Below are 16,499 nucleotides of genomic sequence, written 5' to 3' on the forward strand. Positions count from 1 at the left end.
CCTGAGCGCCGGCGCGGACACCGCTCGTCCGGACGGCAGCGGGAGCCGATAGCATGCGGCACGTGACCAGCACTGCCGTACGCCGCCTGATCGCCGTGTGCTCCCTCGTCGGGGTGAGCGCCCTGCTCGTCGTCGCCGGAGCAGGCTCCGCGTCGGCGGACACTCCGGAGCCGCGCCCGGGCAACGGTGCGGCCAGCTGGGAGCCCAAGCCGGACATCGACGTCCTCAACGCCTGGCTCTACCTCGGCGGCGTGCCGCTCCTGGTCTTCGTCGTGATCACCCTGCTGTTCGTCGCCCCGGCCCTGGCCCGCGGCGAGGACCTCAGCCTCGACGCCCTCGAGCCGGAGAACCAGTGGCTGGGCGGGCCGCGCAAGGCCGCCGGTGAGCTGGCCGCGCCCGACTCGGAGGACTCCAAGGCCGGCGGCGCCGGCGGCAGCTGGTAGTCGGCGACCATGAGCAGCACGGCACTGAGCGCCACCGAGCGCGCCGCCCTCGACGTCACGATCCGCGCGGCCGAGCAGGCCTGCCGCGCCGAGATCTCGGTGTTCGTCGGCTCGGCCAGCGGGAACCCGCGCGACTTCGCGACGAGCCTGCACAACACCCTGGTGCTGCCCTCGCGCAGCATCCTGATCATGGTCGACCCCGACCGACGCGTGGTCGAGATCGTCACGGGCGGACACACCCGGCAGCGGCTCACCGACGACGAGTCGCAGCAGGCCGTCACCGCGATGACCGAGCGGTTCGCCGCCGGCGACCTCGCTGGTGGGCTGACCCGGGGCATCGAGCTGCTCGGCGAGCTCGCCAAGGACTGACCCGGCGCCGACTGGCCCCGACAGCACACTGACCCGGCAGAGCTCTCTGCCGGGTCAGCGCGTCTTTCGAGCCAGTTGCTGCCGGGTCGGGGTCAGGCTCCGGCGTCGCGGGCCTGGGCGGCCAGGGCCCGAGCGACGTCCGCGCGGCCCTCGCGCACGTAGCGCACCGCCCCGGGGTTGACCGAGTCGGCGTGCTCGGCGAGCCAGGCGTCGACCGCCGCGAGGGTCGCGGGGGGTGGCGATGAGGCGCGGGAAGATGTGCTCCAGCGCGACCGACGCCTTGTGACTGCCCAGCCGCTCCCAGGTGCCCGCGACCTCGGCGAGATAGCGCTCGACGTACGGCGCGAGGACGTCGTCCTGCCCCGGCTGCCAGAACGCCAGGACGACGCTGCGCTGGGTCTCGTTGGGCACCGACGGGTCGAGCAGAGCCTGGGTCCAGGCCCGCTCCTTGGCCTGCGCGGTCGGCTGCGCGGCGCGCGCGGCGGCGGACTTCTCCTGGCCCGAGATCGTGTTGTCGCTCGCGAGCTCCTCGTCGATCCGGGCGTCGTCGGCCCGGCCGACACGGGCCAGCGCGGTCAGCAGCGACCAGCGCAGGTCCTGGTCGACGGCGAGCCCGTCGAAGACCAGGGAGCCGTCGAGCAGCGCCTCCAGCTCGGCGACGGCGGTCTCGCTGGTCGCCGCCGCCGCGTAGGCCCGGGCGAAGGTCAGCTGGTGGTCGGTGCCGGGCTCGGCGGCAGCCAGGAGGCCGCGAAGGCCCTGCTCCCAGCGTGCGGCCAGCTCGGTACGACGAGCCGGGTCGCTGTAGACCGCGACCGCCTGGGCGGCGTACACCGGGATCCGGCTGACGCCCCACGCGTCGGTCTCCTGGCCGATGTTGCCGAGGACGAGCTCGACGAAGTCGGTGGCGGCGAGCTCGGCGTCGCGGGTCATGTCCCAGGCCGCGCTCCACACCAGGGCACGGGCGAGCGAGTCGTCGAGGTCCGCGAGGCGGCCGACCGCCGTGGCCCGGGAGCGCTCGTCGAGGCGGATCTTGGCGAAGGCGAGGTCCTGGTCGTTGAGCAGCAGCAGCTCCGGCTGGGGCTTGCCGACCAGCTCGGGCAGCTCGGTGCGCGGGCCCTCGACGTCGACCTCGACGTAGTCGGTGCGGACCAGGCGCCCGGTGGAGGGGTCGGTGTCGTAGCTGCCGATGCCGACCCGGTGGCGGCGCAGCGTCGGGTGCTCGGCCGGCGCGGTCTGGTCGACCGCGAACGAGGCGTAGGTGCCGTCGGCGGCCAGCTCGAAGGTCGGCGTGAGGGTGTTGGTCCCGGCCGTCTGCAGCCACTCCTGCGCCCAGCCGGTCAGCTCGCGGCCCGACGCCTTCTCCAGCGCCGTGAGCAGGTCGGCGAACTCGGTGTTGCCGAAGGCGTGGTCGTGGAAGTACTGCTTCAGCCCGGCCAGGAAGGGGTCGAGACCGACCCACGCGACCAGCTGCTTGAGCACCGCCGCGCCCTTGGCATAGGTGATCATGTCGAAGTTGACCTCGACGGCGTGCAGGTCGACGTTGTCGGCCGCGATCGGGTGCGTCGAGGGCAGCGAGTCGGCGCGGTAGCCGGTCTGCTTGCGGGCGTTCGTGAAGCCGGTCCACGCGTCGTCGTACGACGTGGCGAGGGCCTCGGCGTGGTAGCAGGCCCACTCGGCGAAGGACTCGTTGAGCCAGAGGTCGTCCCACCACTTCATGGTCACGAGGTCGCCGAACCACATGTGGGCCATCTCATGGAGGATCACCGAGGCGCGGAACTCGTAGAACGAGCGCGGCTGGCGCGAGCGGGGGAGGTACTCGTCGCGCAGGGTCACTGCGCCGGCGTTCTCCATCGCGCCCATGTTGTACTCCGGCACGTAGAGCTGGTCGTACTTGCCGAAGGGGTAGGGGTAGCCGAAGGCCTCCTCGAAGAACGCGAATCCCTGCTGGGTCAGGGTGACGATCTCCTCGCGGTCGCGCTCGAGGTAGTCCTTGAGCGACTGGCGGCAGTAGTGACCGAGCGGGATCGTCCCGTGAGCGCCCTCGTAGACGTCCTGCACCTCGTAGTAGTCGCCGGCGACGATCGCCGTGATGTAGGTCGACATCGGCTTCGTGGCCGGGAAGCTCCACGTCGCGACGTCCTCGCCGCGGGCGTTGGTCGAGCCCGTCGGTGCCGGGTCCGGGGTGGCGGCGTTGGAGACGACCTTCCAGTGCGCCGGTGCGGTGACCGTGAACGTGAACGGCGCCTTGAGGTCCGGCTGCTCGAAGGTGGTGAACACCCGGCGGGCGTCGGGGACCTCGAACTGCGAGTAGAGGTAGACCCGCCCGTCGGCCGGGTCGACGAAGTGATGGAGGCCCTCGCCGGTGTGCGAGTACCGGCAGTCGGCCCGGACGACGAGCACGTTCTCGGCCTGCAGGTCGGGCAGTGCGATCCGGCTGTCGGCGTACGCCGTGGCGGGGTCGAGCGGGGTGCCGTTGAGGGTGATCTCGTGGACGGTCGCGTCGACCAGGTCGGCGAAGGTGGCCGATCCGGGCTGGCGACAGCGGAAGGTCAGCGTGGTGGTCGACCCGAAGGTCTCCACGCCCTCCTCGGTCGCGCGGGAGAGGTCGAGGTCGATCGCATAGGACGTCACGTCGACGAGGGCGGCGCGGGTAGCCGCCTCGTCGCGGGTGAGGTTGGTGCCGGGCATGCCCGCCATCCTTGCACCCGCCCCGAGTTGTCCGACAATCGGATCGAAAGGGGCGAACTACAACGATGTGATTCTCAAAAGTCAACGCGACACGCCAGTGACTCGTGAGGTTTTCGGGGTTTTTGTTGCGTTTTGGGGTCGATGTGCCCGATGGTGTTCGGCATGCGCACACCAGGCCGGGCCGCGCGCTGGGGGACTACGACCACCGCCAGCGCGCTGCTGGCGTCGTATCTCGTCCTCGCCGGTCCCTCGACACCCCTGGCCGGGGACCCCGTGGTCCCCTCGGCCGGCACCACCTACCTCTGCAGCGGCTACGCGGCCTGCGTGCAGGCCGGCTACTCCGACGCCGGGTACGGCGCCGCGAGCGGCACGATGTACTGGCGGATGTACGCCGGGCACAACTGCACGAACTACGCGGCCTACCGGATGATCAAGGCGGGCATGCCGAACGTGCGGCCGTGGAGCGGGGAGGGCAACGCCAGCGAGTGGGGCAAGTTCATGAGCTCCATCACCGACCAGACGCCGAACGTCGGCGCCATCGCCTGGTGGGGCAAGTACGCCAACGGCGCCGGCTCGGCCGGTCACGTCGCGTACGTCGAGCGCGTGGTCTCCGCCGACGAGATCATCGTCTCGGAGGACTCGTGGGGCGGCACCTTCCACTGGCGCTCGATCACGCGGGCGAGCGGTCGCTGGCCGAGCGGGTTCATCCACTTCGTCGACCGTCCGGCACCGCCGCCGCCGACGCCCCAGCCGCCGACCGAGCCGGTCTTCACGCAGACGGCGCCGCCCGTGGTCGCCGCACCGCTCGTCGTCAACACGACGGTCACGGCGACCGCCGGCTCGTGGACGCCCACCCCCGCCGAGACGCGGTGGCGCTGGTTCGCCGACGGCGTGCGGATCGGTGACATCACCGCGCCCCAGCTGGCGCTGACGCCCGACCTGCTCGGCAGGAAGCTCAGCCTCCGCGTGGTGGCGAAGCAGGACGGCTACACCACGTCCGTGTCGCCGTTCTACGACCTCGGCACGGTCGTCGCGGGCGTGGTCAACCCCACGACACCGGCCACGGTCAGCGGCACGCCGGCGCTCGGCCAGGTCCTGACCGCGACGCCGGGCGCCTACGACCAGCCGGACGCGACCGTCTCGTACCAATGGCTGCGCAACGGCGCGCCGGTCCCGGGCGCCACCGCGCCGTCGTACCAGCTCGCGGAGCAGGACGTCGGCTCATCGGTCTCGGTGCAGGTCGTCGGCGCCAAGCCGCAGTACCTGTCCCACACCCAGACCCTCGCCGTGAGCCCGCGGGTGACCAGCCCGCCGGTGGTGGCACTGGCGACGAGGTCGAAGAGGGGACGGGCGATCGTCACCGTGCGCGTGACCGCAGTGGGGAAGCTGCCGGTCAAGGGCAAGGTGCTGGTCCGGATCGGGTCGTGGAGGCGCGAGGTCCGGCTCAGCGACGGCGTCGCCAAGGTCAAGGTGCCGATGGCGCGGGGGACGAAGGCGGTCCGGGTGCGCTATCTCGGCTCCACCGTCGTGCCCCGCTCGCCGAAGGTGACCGGCACGGTCGACGTGCGCTGAGGAGGCGCGGCGGAATGCGGCGGGGCTGCGTAGGGTTGGCGGATCATGGCTGAGAACTCCACCGCTGCGCCGTCCCGCCACCGCGCCGACTTCTGGTTCGACCCGCTCTGCCCATTCGCCTGGATCACCTCGCGCTGGATCCTCGAGGTCGAGCAGGTCCGCGACATCGAGGTCGCCTGGCACGTCATGAGCCTGGCGTACCTGAACAAGGACCGCGACATCCCGGAGGAGTACCGCACCATGCTCGCCCCCGCCTGGGGCCCGGTCCGGGTGCTGCTCGCGGCCCGGGACCAGCACGGCGACGAGGTCCTCCGCCCGCTGTACGACGCCTTCGGTCAGCGGATCCACCACGAGGGCCGTGCCCTCCACGAGCAGCCCGACGGCGGGCTCGGCCTGATCGCCGAGGTCCTCGCCGAGGTCGGCCTCGAGCCGAGCCTCGTCGAGGCCGCCACCGACCCGTCGTACGACGAGGCGGTCGCCCGGTCCCACCACGAGGGCATGGACGCGGTCGGCGAGGACGTCGGCACGCCGACCATCCACATCGACGGCGCCGCCTTCTTCGGCCCGGTGCTCACCAAGATCCCGCGGGGCGAGGAGGCCGGGCGGCTGTGGGACGGCTGCGTGGCCGTGGCCTCCTTCCCGTACTTCTTCGAGTTGAAGCGGACGCGCACCGGAGAGCTGGACTTCTCCTGACGTCGTCGCCCGATCGGCGACACGCGGCCGATCGGCTTCCACCGCCTCGGCCGATGGCGCATGCTCGATGGTCATGAGCCTCTCGGACCCGTCCCTGCGCCGGCGCGACCTCGGGACCCTCGGCGCCGCCGCCGTCGCGGTGTCCCTCGTCGCGCTGGGCGCCGGCCCGGCGGCTGCGCGGCCGCCGTCGCTCATCCAGCAGCCGGCCGCCGGCCGGCCCGACCGGCGGATCCGGCTGCGCCGTGAGCGGGGCGGGACCGGGGCTGCGGCCGACGTCGCGCTGGCCCCGGACCCGCGGGTCGCCGGGCGCGGCACGGTCCTGCGCACCGCGGCGCACCGCACCGACGACTTCGCGCTGCTCGGCGTGACCTGGGCCGCCGGCGCCGGGCAGGTGCGGGTGCGGGTGCGCGACGACCGCGGCGACTGGAGCGACTGGCGTCCGGTCGCGGGGCTCCACGACCTGCCCGATGCCGACACCGCGGAGGGGCGGCGGACGCGCCGGGGGACCGAGGCACTGTGGGTCGGTCACGGCACCGGGGTGCAGGTGGAGGTGACCGGCGCCGTGCAGGACCCGGTCCTGAGCCTCATCGACCCCGGCGTCGCGCCGTACGACGACCGTCCGGCCGCCGCTGACCCCGCTGACCTCGCTGACCCCGCTGACTCCGCTGACCCCGCCGACCGCGAGGTCGCCGGACGCCCCCGCCGATCCCTGCGGCCGAAGATCCGCGGCCGCCGCGCCTGGGGCGCCAAGGAGCGCTGGGCGACGGGCCGCCCGAAGCGGGTCCGGACCGTCGAGCAGGTCCACGTCCACCACACCGCGACCGGCAACGACTACCGCCGGCGCGACGTCCCCCGGATCCTGCGGGCGATCTACCGCTACCACACCAGGTCCCTCGGCTGGTCCGACGTGGGCTACAACTTCTTCGTCGACCGCTTCGGCCGGATCTGGGCCGGACGGCGCGACCCCGACCGCGAGATCCGTGGGGCCCACACGCTCGGCTTCAACCACACCTCCGTCGGCATCGCGGTCCTCGGCTCCTACGACCAGACCGCTCCGACGGCCCGGGTGCTGGCCGGCGTGGCCAAGGTCGCGGCGTGGAAGCTGCGGAAGTACCACCGCGACCCGCTCGCCACGACGGTGGTCACCTCGCGTGGCAGCGACCGCTACCCCGCGGGCACCGCCGTGGTCCTTCCGGTGATCGACGGGCACCGTGACACCAACGACACCGCCTGCCCCGGGCAGTACCTCTACGAGGCGCTGCCGCAGATCCGACTGCGGACCGCCCGGCGCATCGACAGGTCCCGCCGCTGAGGTGAACCACTGACGGACCGGCGCGGCGGCGACCCTAGGATTCAGCCCATGACCCACGTCCTCTCCGCTGTCGCCTGGCCCTACGCGAACGGCCCCCGACACATCGGCCACGTGGCCGGGTTCGGCGTGCCGTCCGACGTCTTCAGCCGGTACCAGCGGATGGCCGGCAACGAGGTCCTCATGGTCTCCGGCTCCGACGAGCACGGCACGCCGATCCTCATCGCCGCCGACGAGGCGGGGATGACGCCGCAGGAGCTCGCGGACAAGAACCACCGGCTCATCGTCGAGGACCTGGTCGGCCTCGGCGTGAGCTACGACCTGTACACCCGCACCACCACGCGCAACCACCACGCGGTCGTGCAGGAGCTCTTCCTGGGTGTCTACGAGAACGGCTACTTCGTCGAGCAGACGACGTACGGCGCCATCTCACCCTCCACCGGCCGGACCCTGCCCGACCGCTACATCGAGGGCACCTGCCCGATCTGCGGCTACGACGGCGCCCGTGGCGACCAGTGCGACAACTGCGGCAACCAGCTCGACCCGCACGACCTGATCGACCCGCGCTCGAAGATCAACGGCGAGACGCCGGAGTTCATCGAGACCCAGCACTTCTTCCTCGACCTGCCCGCGCTCGCCGAGGCGCTCCAGGCGTGGCTCGACGAGCGGGAGGCCACCGGCCTGTGGCGGCCCAACGTCATCCGCTTCTCCAAGAACATCCTCGAGGAGATCCGGCCGCGCGCGATGACCCGCGACATCGACTGGGGCATCGCGGTCCCGCTCGACGGGTGGCGGGACAACCCGACCAAGAAGCTCTACGTCTGGTTCGACGCGGTCATCGGCTACCTCTCGGCGTCGATCGAGTGGGCGCGCCGCACCGGCGATCCCGACGCCTGGCGCGCGTGGTGGAACGACGCCGACGCCCTGTCCTACTACTTCATGGGCAAGGACAACATCACCTTCCACTCCCAGATCTGGCCGGCCGAGCTGCTGGCCTACTCGGGACGGGGCGCGAAGGGCGGCGAGCCCCGCGAGTACGGCGTCCTCAACCTGCCGACCGAGGTCGTCTCGAGCGAGTTCCTCACCATGGAGGGCAGGAAGTTCTCCTCGTCGAAGAAGGTCGTGATCTACGTCCGCGACCTGCTGGCCCGCTACCAGCCCGACGCCTTCCGCTACTTCGTCGCCGCCGCCGGTCCGGAGAGCCAGGACTCCGACTTCACGTGGGCCGAGTTCGTGCGCCGTACCAACGACGAGCTGGTCGCCGGCTGGGGCAATCTCGTCAACCGGACCGCGAACCTGATCGCCAAGAACTTCGGCGAGATCCCGGCCGCCGGCCCGCTCGCGCCCGAGGACGAGGCGGTCCTGGCGGTCACCGAGTCCGCCTTCGACACCGTCGGCGAGCTGATCGGCCGGCACCGGCAGAAGCAGGCGATCGGCGAGGCGATGCGTGCGGTGGCGGAGGTGAACAAGTACGTCACGGACTCCGAGCCGTGGAAGATCAAGGACGACCCCGAGCGCCTCGGCACCGTCCTCCACGTCATGGCCCAGTGCGTCGCCGACCTCAACCTGGTGCTCAGCCCGTTCCTGCCGTTCTCGGCGAACGAGGTCGACAAGGCGCTCGGCGGCGCGGGCGCCGTGGCGCCGATGCCGACGGTCGAGGAGGTCGCCGACCTCGACGACCCGTCGCGCTCGTACCCGATCATCACCGGTGACTACGCCGGCTTCCCGACCTGGCAGCGCCACCCGGTCGAGGTCGGGCGCGCGGTGGCGAAGCCGACGCCGGTGTTCGTGAAGCTCGACCCGAGTGTGGTCGAGGAGGAGCTGGCCCGGCTCGACGGCTGAGCGCGGACCATGGTGACCTCCCTGCTCGACCTCGGCACCCGCAAGTTCTGGCGGGCCGCCGGACGTCCGGTCGACCTCACCGGCGAGCACGGCTGGCTGCGCGCGCCGACCAGCATCGGGGCCGTCGTCCGCGACGGCTGGCTGGCGGCGGAGGCCGCCCTCCACGGCGGGTACGTCGACGACGCGGCGTCCGACGCCGGGCTGCTGGCCTCGATGGCGGTGCTCGACGGACCCGGCTTCCGCGCCGACGACCTGCGGCCCGAGGTGCGCGACTTCTACGAGCACACCTCCGCCTGGCACGTCGAAGTGTGGAGCTCCTGGGCGCCGTGGGCCTGGCCGGGCGGCGAGCTGGTCTCCCGCCTCTTCGGCAAGCGGGTCGAGCAGCTGGCGCTGCCCATGCGCCCGCTGGACGTCGCGCGCGGCATGGACTCGCGGGTCTCGGTCATCCGTGACCGGTCGGGCACCCAGGTCGCCGCCGGGTGGCTGCGCACCCTCGTGGCGACGGGCGAGTTCGTGTTCAGCGGCTGCTACTCCGCGCGGTCCCTGCCCGGCGTCGACCGGCCGTCGGTCCATGTCGCCTTCCCGCTCGAGTCGGGCAACGTCCAGGTCTTCCTGCGGCCGCACGTCCTGCCGGACGGGTCGCTGCGGCTCGTGTCGCCGCCCGGCCCGTTCGGCGCCGACGGCGCCTATGTCGTCGTCGAGGACGGCGGCCGCACCTACGCCTCGCGCGCGCCGGTCCACGAGACCTTCCACGTCCATCTCGACGATCGCGGCGTGCTCCGCACCGACCACGTGCTGCGCCTGGGCCGCGCGACGGCGATGCGGCTGCACTACAGGCTGGAGCGCGCGAAACCCGCTTGAGCCCGGCGCGTCCGCCCGCCACCATGCGGCCATGGACAGTGACCGGTACGACGTCTGGTTCACCGAGGACGCACGGCGGTTCCTGGAGCGGGCCGGCGAGCGGCTCGCCCGGGACCCGGTGACGTCGACGGTCGTCAGCACGATCGCCCACCGGGTCCGCGACCACGGTCGTGAGGACCTGCCCTACTGCTGGTTCGCGGTCGTGACGGGAGCTGACGGCGCGATCGCCGGGATCGCGATGCGGACCGCGCCCTTCCCGCCGTATCCCGTCTACCTGCTGGCGATGCCGGACGCGGCGGCGGCGGCACTCGCCCGGGCGCTCGTGGACCGCGGCGAGGAGGTCGGCGGGGCGGCGGGGCTGCAACCGGCCACCGAGGCCTTCGCCTCCGCGCTGGCGGCGGCGACCGGCCGGTCCGTCGTACCCGGGCTGCGACACCGCCTGTTCGAGCTCGGCACCTTGGTGGCCCCCGCGCCGGCGCCGGGCGGGCTGCGGCCGATCCGAGCGGACGAGGCGGAGCAGGCGCTTGCCTGGGTCCGCCAGTTCTTCGTCGACGCGGACGCGCAGGCCGGCCGCACGTCCGGGCATGACGGCGAGGCCGAGGCGTTCGGTCTCGACGACGTGCACCGCAAGCTGGCGGAGGACGTCCTGTGGTTCTGGGTCGACGCCGAGCACCGGCCGGTCCATCTCATCGGCGCCAACCCACCGGCCTTCGGCGTCACCCGGATCGGTCCTGTCTTCACCCCCGAGGAGGAACGCGGCCGGGGATGGGGCGGCGCCGCCGTCGCCGAGCTGTCACGGCGCCTGCAGAGGCGCGGCGACCGGGTCATCCTGTTCACCGACCAGGCCAACCCGGCCTCCAACGCGCTCTACCAGGCGCTGGGCTACGAGGCCGTCGCGGACACGGTCCGCCTCGACATCCACTGAGCCCGGGCGGTCGCGGGTCACTAGGGTGCGGGTCATGGCCCTCCACCCCCAGGCCCGCAAGGCCGTCGAGAACGCTGCCGGGGAGATGCCCGTCACCGATCCCGCCTTCGACATCGCCGCGGCGCGCGAGCGCGACCGGCTGGCGGCGCTCGAGCAGGACCGCCCGGACATCGCCGAGGTCCGCGACGTCGACGCGGGCGGCGTACCCGCGCGTCTGTACCTGCCCGACGGGTACGACGCCGTGGTCGTCCACGCACACGGCGGCGGGTTCGTGTTCAACGACGTCGAGGTCCACGACGCGGCCGCCCGGCGCTTCGCCTCCATCAGCGGCAGCGCGGTGCTCAGCGTCGACTACCGGCGCCCGCCCGAGCACCGCTTCCCGGCGGCGCCCGACGACCTGGCCGCCGCCGTCCGGTGGCTCGACGGGCAGCCGGGGCTGGCCGGCCTGCCGGCGTTCGCGCACGGCGACAGCGCCGGGGGCAACCTCGCGCTCGTCACGGCATTGCGCCTCCCCGGTCGGTTCACGGGGGTCGCGCTCGTCTATCCCTTCCTCGACCCGACGGCGTCGTTCGACTCCTACCGGACTGCGGCCGACGGCTTCGACCCGGAGGAGGCCGCCTGGTACTGGCAGCAGTACGCCGCCGGTCCGGCCGACCTGGAGCATCCGGACCTCGCGCCCCTGCGCTCGCCGTCGCTCGACACCCTGCCGCCGACCTTCGTCGCGACGGCCGAGCACGACCCGCTGCGCGACGAGGGGGAGGAGCTGGTCCGTCGTCTCGCCGAGGCAGGGGTCGAGGTCGTCGGCACGCGCTATCTGGGCCAGATCCACGGCTTCTGGCGCCACGCCGGCGTCTTCGACGCGGCCGAGCCGCTGATGTGGCAGGTGGCCGGGTGGATGCGGATGCTGCTGGTCAGGGGTGCAGGCTCGCGCCCTTGAGCACCTTGTCCACGGCGTTGCGCGGACCGTGCACGGCACATCCGACGAGGTCGAGCTCCGGCCCGGCGACCGCGGCGACGGCCGCTCGGTTCGCCGCGTCGTGCCCGGTGCGGAACATGTCGGCGGTGTAGACCGCGATCGGGAGGCCGCGGCGTACGGCGCGCTCGCGGGCGGCGACCAGGGTCGGCGCGCTGGCCTCGAACACCAGGACCGGCATGCCCAGCAGCGGCAGGTACGCCGTTCCGTCGGCGTCGGCGTAGGGCCGGCCGACCAGGTGCGGGTGGGCCGCCGCGATCCCGCTGGCCAGGAACGCCGTGACGTTGAGCCGTTGCCAGGCCTCGAGGTCGTCGCGGACCGCGACCGCGATCCGGGTGTCGAACGGGGGCAGCAGGGGGTCGTCGGTGTCGTGCATGGCGCTCAGCCTGGCGAGAGCGCCCGGGCTCGGTCTTGTACGTTCCTGACATGGCGAGCGGACCGCGGATCCGCACCTGGCGACCGGAGGTTCCCGGCGTGGCGGAGGTGCTGCACGCGCACTTCCCGAGCCACGCCTACCCGCCGCACGCCCACGACACCTGGACGGTGCTGCTCGTCGACCACGGCACCGTGCGCTACGACCTCGGCCGCCACGAGCGCGCCACGGCACCCGCCCGGGTCACCGTCCTGCCGCCGCATGTCGCCCATGACGGCCGCAGCGTGGAGGCGGGCGGCTTCCGCAAGCGGGTCCTCTACCTCGACGCCGACCGGCTCGACCCCGAGCGCGTCGGCAGCTGGGTCGACCGCCCGGACCCGGCGGACGGACCGCTGCGCGCGGCCGTCGACCGGCTGCACCGGGCCATGGCCCGCCCGGGCGACGAGCTGGCGGCCGAGGTGGGCCTGGCCCTCGTGGTCGAGCGGCTCCAGCGACACGCGGCACGGCTCGACCCGGAGGTCCTCCCGGCCGCGGCGCCGACCCTGGCCCGCCGGCTGCGCGAGCTGATCGACGGGCGGGTCGTCGAGGGCATCTCCCTGGCCGAGGCCGCCGCCGAGCTGGGCGCGGACCCGAGCCACCTGGTGCGGGCTTTCCGGCGCGAGGTCGGTGTGCCGCCGCACCGCTACCTCGTCGGCCTGCGCCTCGACTCCGCCCGGCGGGCGCTCCTGGCCGGCGACCCGCCGGCGGAGGTCGCCGTCCGGGTCGGCTTCCACGACCAGTCCCACCTGCACCGGCACTTCCGGCGGCTGCTCGGGGTGACGCCGGGGGAGTACGCCCGCTCCCGCGGCTGACCCCTCCGGCCGCTCGGCCGGCTGTTGCGATAGGTTCCTTGTTGCAATCAACTTGCAACAAGGAGGTGTGCCATGGCGGCTCGCTGGATCGCCGGCCTGACCGCCGTGCTCCTCGCCTCGCTCGTCGCCGGGACCGCGCTCGGGGCGGTCGCCGTCCCCTTCGGCAGCGTGGTGCAGGTCGTGGGCCACCACCTCTTCCTTGCTCCCGCCGAGCAGGACTGGAGCGCTCCGCGCGACTCGATCGTGTGGGACGTCCGGCTGCCGCGCGTCCTCCTGGCCGTCGTCGTCGGTGCCGGACTCGCCGTCTCGGGCATGGCGCTGCAGGCGATGGTGCGCAACCTGCTCGCCGATCCCTACCTGCTCGGGGTCAGCTCGGGAGCCTCGACCGGCGCCGCGGCGGCCATCCTGTTCGGGGTCACCCTGGGCCTGGGGGAGCACGTGCTCTCCGCGAGCGCCTTCGTCGGCGCCGTCGCCGCGTCCGCCCTCGTGTACGCCGTCGCGCGCTCCGCCGGGCGGGTCACCTCGACCCGCCTCCTCCTGGCCGGGGTCGCCGTCGGCTATGCCCTCCAGGCCGTCACCAGCTTCCTCATCTTCGCGTCCGACTCCGCCGAGGGCGCCCGGTCGGTCATGTTCTGGCTCCTGGGCTCGCTCGCTCTCGCCGCCTGGGGCCAGCCGCTCGCGCTCGCCGCCGGGGTCGTGCTCCTCGCGGTCGTGGTGCTCACCGTGCTCGGCCGTCAGCTGGACGCGCTCGCCGTCGGCGACGAGACGGCGCTCGCCCTCGGCGTACCTCCCGAGCGGCTGCGCACCGCGCTCCTCGTCGTGGTCTCGCTGTGTGTCGCCGTCGTCGTCTCGGCGGCGGGCGCCGTCGGCTTCGTCGGGCTCGTCGTGCCGCACCTCGCCCGGCGTGCGGTCGGCGCCGCCCACGCCCGCGCCGTCCCCGTCGCGGCGCTGATGGGGGCGATCCTGCTGATCTGGGCCGACATCGTCGCCCGCGTGCTCCTCGCCCCGCAGGAGGTCCCGATCGGGATCATCACCGCGGTGCTCGGGGCCCCCTTCCTGCTGATCCTGGTCCGCCGCCTCCAGGCGACCGCCGCCTGACCACTGAGGAGAGCCCATGCGCCGCCGCCCCCTGACCGCCCTCGCCGCCACCGGGACCGCGCTCGTCCTGTCCGCGTGCGGGCTGACCTCGGTGTCCGAGCACAGTGCCGAGGGCGGCTCGGGCCCCTACCCGCTCACGGTCGAGAACTGCGGAGCCGACGTCACCTTCGCTGCCGCGCCCGAGCGGGTCGTGCTGCTCAAGAGCGCCGCAGTGCCCTCGCTGGCCGCACTCGGCGTTCTCGACCGGGTGACCGCCCGGGCCGGTGAGTACCCGCGCGCCTACTACGACGACGCCACCTGGGCGGCGCTGGAGGAGGTGCCCGCCCTCACCGGGAAGACCGACACGTCGGGCCATCTCCTGGTCTCGAAGGAGGTCGTGATCGAGCAGGAGCCCGACCTGGTGCTCGGCGAGGTCGACAACCTCTCCCGCGAGACGCTCGCGGCCGCGGGCATCCCACTCGTCGAGGAGCCGGCCATGTGCGCGGAGGGCCTGGCCGAGCCGGGCTTCGACGACGTCGTCGCACAGCTGGAGACCTACGGGCGGATCTTCGACCGCACCGAGGCGGCCGCGGCGGCGAGCGCGGAGCTGGAGCAGCGGGTCGCGGCGCTGACGGCGGCGCCCGCCGCCGACCGCCGCACCGCGGCGGTCCTCTACCCGACGGTCGGCGGCGGCGTCACCTACGCGTACGGGACCCGGAGCATGGCCCACCCGATCCTCGAAGCCGCCGGCCTCGACAACGTCTTCGCCGACACCGACGAGCGCGTCTTCGAGGTGACGCCGGAGGAGCTGGTCGGTCGCGACCCCGACGTCCTCATCCTGCTCCACAGCGCCGGCGACCCCGAGGCCGTCGTGGAGGCGGTCACGACCCTGCCCGGAGCGGCCAGCATCGCCGCGGTCCGCGACGGAGAGCTGATGCCGCTGCTGTTCAACTACGTCGAGCCGCCCACCCCGCTCGCGGTCGACGGTCTCGAGCAGGTGCGCGGGAGGTTCGGCTCGTGATCGTCGCGGAGGACCTGCACGTCGGGTACGACGACCGCCCGGTGCTGCACGGCGTCGGCCTGGAGGCGCGTCCGGGCCGGGTGCTCGGCCTGCTCGGCCCGAACGGCAGCGGCAAGACCACGGCGCTGCGGACCCTCTACGGCTCGCTGCGGCCTGCCCGCGGCCGGGTCACCCTCGACGGCCGGCCGCTCGTGACCATGCGGCCCCGCGAGGTGGCGCGCCGCATCGCCGTCGTGGTCCAGGAGTCCGACGCCGACGCGATGCTGACCGTGCGTGAGATGGTCGCCCTCGGGCGGCTTCCGCGTCTGGGCACCTTCCAGCGCACCGGCGCCGTCGACCGCCGGGCAGTCGACGCCGCCCTGCTCCGCGTGGGCGCCCTCCCGCTCGCGGGCCGCCTCTACGCCGACCTGTCCGGCGGCGAGCGACAGCGCGTGCTCGTGGCACGAGCCCTGGCGCAGGAGGCGGACTTCCTGCTGCTCGACGAGCCCACCAACCATCTCGACATCCGCTACCAGCACGAGGTGCTCGGCCTGGTCCGCGAGGTCGCCACGAGCGCGGTCGTCGTCCTCCACGACCTCAACCTGGCCGCGCGCTACTGCGACGACCTGGTGCTGCTGGACCGGGGCCGGGTCGCCGCCGCGGGCGCGCCGGGCGCGGTGCTCGAGCCGGCGCTGCTCGAGCGCGTGTACGGCATCGGAGTCACCCGGACCGACGTCGGCGGTCACCCCCAGCTGCTCTTCCACCCGCTCTCCACCGACCAGGAAAGGCTCCCGGCATGACGACCCCCGCCACCGCCCGCCCCCAGGACCGGATCAACGCGTACTGGACCGGCCGGGCACCCGAGTACGACGACTACCAGCAGCGGCCCGAGCGGCGCGCGCACGACCGGGCCGCCTGGGCGGAGGTCTTCGGCGGGGCCCTGCCGCCCCCACCCGCCCAGGTCCTCGACCTCGGCACGGGCAGTGGCTACGTCGCGCTGCTGCTCGCGGAGCTCGGCCACGACGTCACCGCCACGGACCTCTCGGAGGGGATGCTCGCCCGCGCTCGGGCACACGCCGCCCGGGGGGACCGCGCTCCGCGCTTCCTGCAGGGCGACGCCGTCGAGCCGGCGTACCCCGACGACTCCTTCGACGCGATCACCAGTCGCTACCTGATGTGGACGCTGCGGGAGCCGGAGCGCGCGCTGGCCGCCTGGCGACGCCTGCTGCGGCCCGGGGGAGTGCTCGCCCTGGTCGACTCCACCTGGTTCCCGACCGGCCTCGACCGCGACACCGCGCCCGACTTCGTCGCCCTCTACGACGCCGAGGTGCGCGCTCAGCTCCCGCTCGCCGCCGCGTCGTCGATCGACGCGACCCGCGATCTGGTCGCGGGAGCCGGCTTCGCGGACGTGACCCTCACGCCGCTCACCACGATCCTCGAGCTCGACCGCCGCTTCGGCGTGGCCCCCGACCACGAGGTCCGCCTGCAGTTCCTCCTCACGGCCCGGCGCGCCTGACGCGGCG

At 73.4% G+C, this 16,499-nt stretch carries 16 protein-coding genes; 14 read left to right on the forward strand and 2 right to left on the reverse strand.

What is annotated here, in order from left to right; translation table 11 throughout:
* The first annotated feature begins 62 nt into the window (after nucleotides 1-62).
* On the forward strand, nucleotides 63-443 hold the full coding sequence (locus ACJ5H2_RS06180) for a hypothetical protein (protein WP_408898691.1): 381 nt from the start codon (nucleotides 63-65) through the stop codon (nucleotides 441-443).
* 9 nt (nucleotides 444-452) lie between these two features.
* A complete protein-coding gene (locus ACJ5H2_RS06185) occupies nucleotides 453-812 on the forward strand; it encodes a DUF5130 family protein (protein WP_408898692.1) in 360 nt (119 codons plus the stop codon).
* A 54-nt stretch (nucleotides 813-866) separates the two neighbouring features.
* Here the strand turns inward: ACJ5H2_RS06185 and pepN are convergent, their stop codons facing one another.
* Nucleotides 867-3,500, reverse strand: coding sequence for an aminopeptidase N (pepN, locus tag ACJ5H2_RS06190; protein WP_408898693.1), 2,634 nt, complete (start codon nucleotides 3,498-3,500; stop codon nucleotides 867-869).
* 162 nt (nucleotides 3,501-3,662) lie between these two features.
* Between pepN and ACJ5H2_RS06195 the strand changes: the two genes are divergently transcribed.
* From ACJ5H2_RS06195 to ACJ5H2_RS06225, 7 genes are all read left to right on the forward strand, one after another.
* Entirely contained in the window at nucleotides 3,663-5,072 is a 1,410-nt protein-coding gene (locus ACJ5H2_RS06195) for a CHAP domain-containing protein (protein ID WP_408898694.1), read from the forward strand.
* A 45-nt stretch (nucleotides 5,073-5,117) separates the two neighbouring features.
* Nucleotides 5,118-5,765 carry a DsbA family protein gene (locus ACJ5H2_RS06200; RefSeq protein ID WP_408898695.1) on the forward strand — a complete coding sequence of 216 codons (648 nt, stop codon included), beginning with the start codon at nucleotides 5,118-5,120 and terminating at the stop codon, nucleotides 5,763-5,765.
* Between the two features lie 73 nt (nucleotides 5,766-5,838).
* Nucleotides 5,839-7,077: an N-acetylmuramoyl-L-alanine amidase gene (locus ACJ5H2_RS06205; protein ID WP_408898696.1), complete on the forward strand. Its 1,239-nt coding sequence runs from the start codon at nucleotides 5,839-5,841 to the stop codon at nucleotides 7,075-7,077.
* Between the two features lie 48 nt (nucleotides 7,078-7,125).
* Nucleotides 7,126-8,916 (forward strand): methionine--tRNA ligase, encoded by a 1,791-nt coding sequence (metG, locus tag ACJ5H2_RS06210; RefSeq protein WP_408898697.1) that lies wholly within the window; start codon nucleotides 7,126-7,128, stop codon nucleotides 8,914-8,916.
* Between the two features lie 9 nt (nucleotides 8,917-8,925).
* A complete protein-coding gene (locus ACJ5H2_RS06215; protein WP_408898698.1) occupies nucleotides 8,926-9,777 on the forward strand; it encodes a hypothetical protein in 852 nt (283 codons plus the stop codon).
* A 31-nt stretch (nucleotides 9,778-9,808) separates the two neighbouring features.
* Entirely contained in the window at nucleotides 9,809-10,702 is an 894-nt protein-coding gene (locus ACJ5H2_RS06220; RefSeq protein ID WP_408898699.1) for a GNAT family N-acetyltransferase, read from the forward strand.
* 34 nt (nucleotides 10,703-10,736) lie between these two features.
* Nucleotides 10,737-11,639 (forward strand): alpha/beta hydrolase, encoded by a 903-nt coding sequence (locus tag ACJ5H2_RS06225; RefSeq protein ID WP_408898700.1) that lies wholly within the window; start codon nucleotides 10,737-10,739, stop codon nucleotides 11,637-11,639.
* Here ACJ5H2_RS06225 and ACJ5H2_RS06230 read toward each other — a convergent pair.
* Entirely contained in the window at nucleotides 11,614-12,051 is a 438-nt protein-coding gene (locus tag ACJ5H2_RS06230) for a DUF2000 family protein (protein WP_408898701.1), read from the reverse strand. The genes ACJ5H2_RS06225 and ACJ5H2_RS06230 overlap by 26 nt on opposite strands.
* 50 nt (nucleotides 12,052-12,101) lie before the next feature.
* On the opposite strand from ACJ5H2_RS06230, the gene ACJ5H2_RS06235 reads away from it, so the two are divergent.
* From ACJ5H2_RS06235 to ACJ5H2_RS06255, 5 genes are all read left to right on the forward strand, one after another.
* Nucleotides 12,102-12,899 carry an AraC family transcriptional regulator gene (locus tag ACJ5H2_RS06235; protein ID WP_408898702.1) on the forward strand — a complete coding sequence of 266 codons (798 nt, stop codon included), beginning with the start codon at nucleotides 12,102-12,104 and terminating at the stop codon, nucleotides 12,897-12,899.
* 72 nt (nucleotides 12,900-12,971) lie between these two features.
* Nucleotides 12,972-13,997: a FecCD family ABC transporter permease gene (locus ACJ5H2_RS06240; protein ID WP_408898703.1), complete on the forward strand. Its 1,026-nt coding sequence runs from the start codon at nucleotides 12,972-12,974 to the stop codon at nucleotides 13,995-13,997.
* Nucleotides 13,998-14,013: 16 nt separating this feature from the next.
* Entirely contained in the window at nucleotides 14,014-14,997 is a 984-nt protein-coding gene (locus ACJ5H2_RS06245) for an ABC transporter substrate-binding protein (protein ID WP_408898704.1), read from the forward strand.
* A complete protein-coding gene (locus ACJ5H2_RS06250) occupies nucleotides 14,994-15,776 on the forward strand; it encodes an ABC transporter ATP-binding protein (protein ID WP_408898705.1) in 783 nt (260 codons plus the stop codon). The genes ACJ5H2_RS06245 and ACJ5H2_RS06250 overlap by 4 nt, the downstream gene beginning before the upstream one ends.
* On the forward strand, nucleotides 15,773-16,492 hold the full coding sequence (locus ACJ5H2_RS06255; protein ID WP_408898706.1) for a class I SAM-dependent methyltransferase: 720 nt from the start codon (nucleotides 15,773-15,775) through the stop codon (nucleotides 16,490-16,492). Before ACJ5H2_RS06250 ends, ACJ5H2_RS06255 begins: the two co-directional genes overlap by 4 nt.
* Nucleotides 16,493-16,499 lie beyond the last annotated feature (7 nt).

The organism is Nocardioides pymetrozini (assembly GCF_046058985.1).
Taxonomy (GTDB): domain Bacteria; phylum Actinomycetota; class Actinomycetes; order Propionibacteriales; family Nocardioidaceae; genus Nocardioides.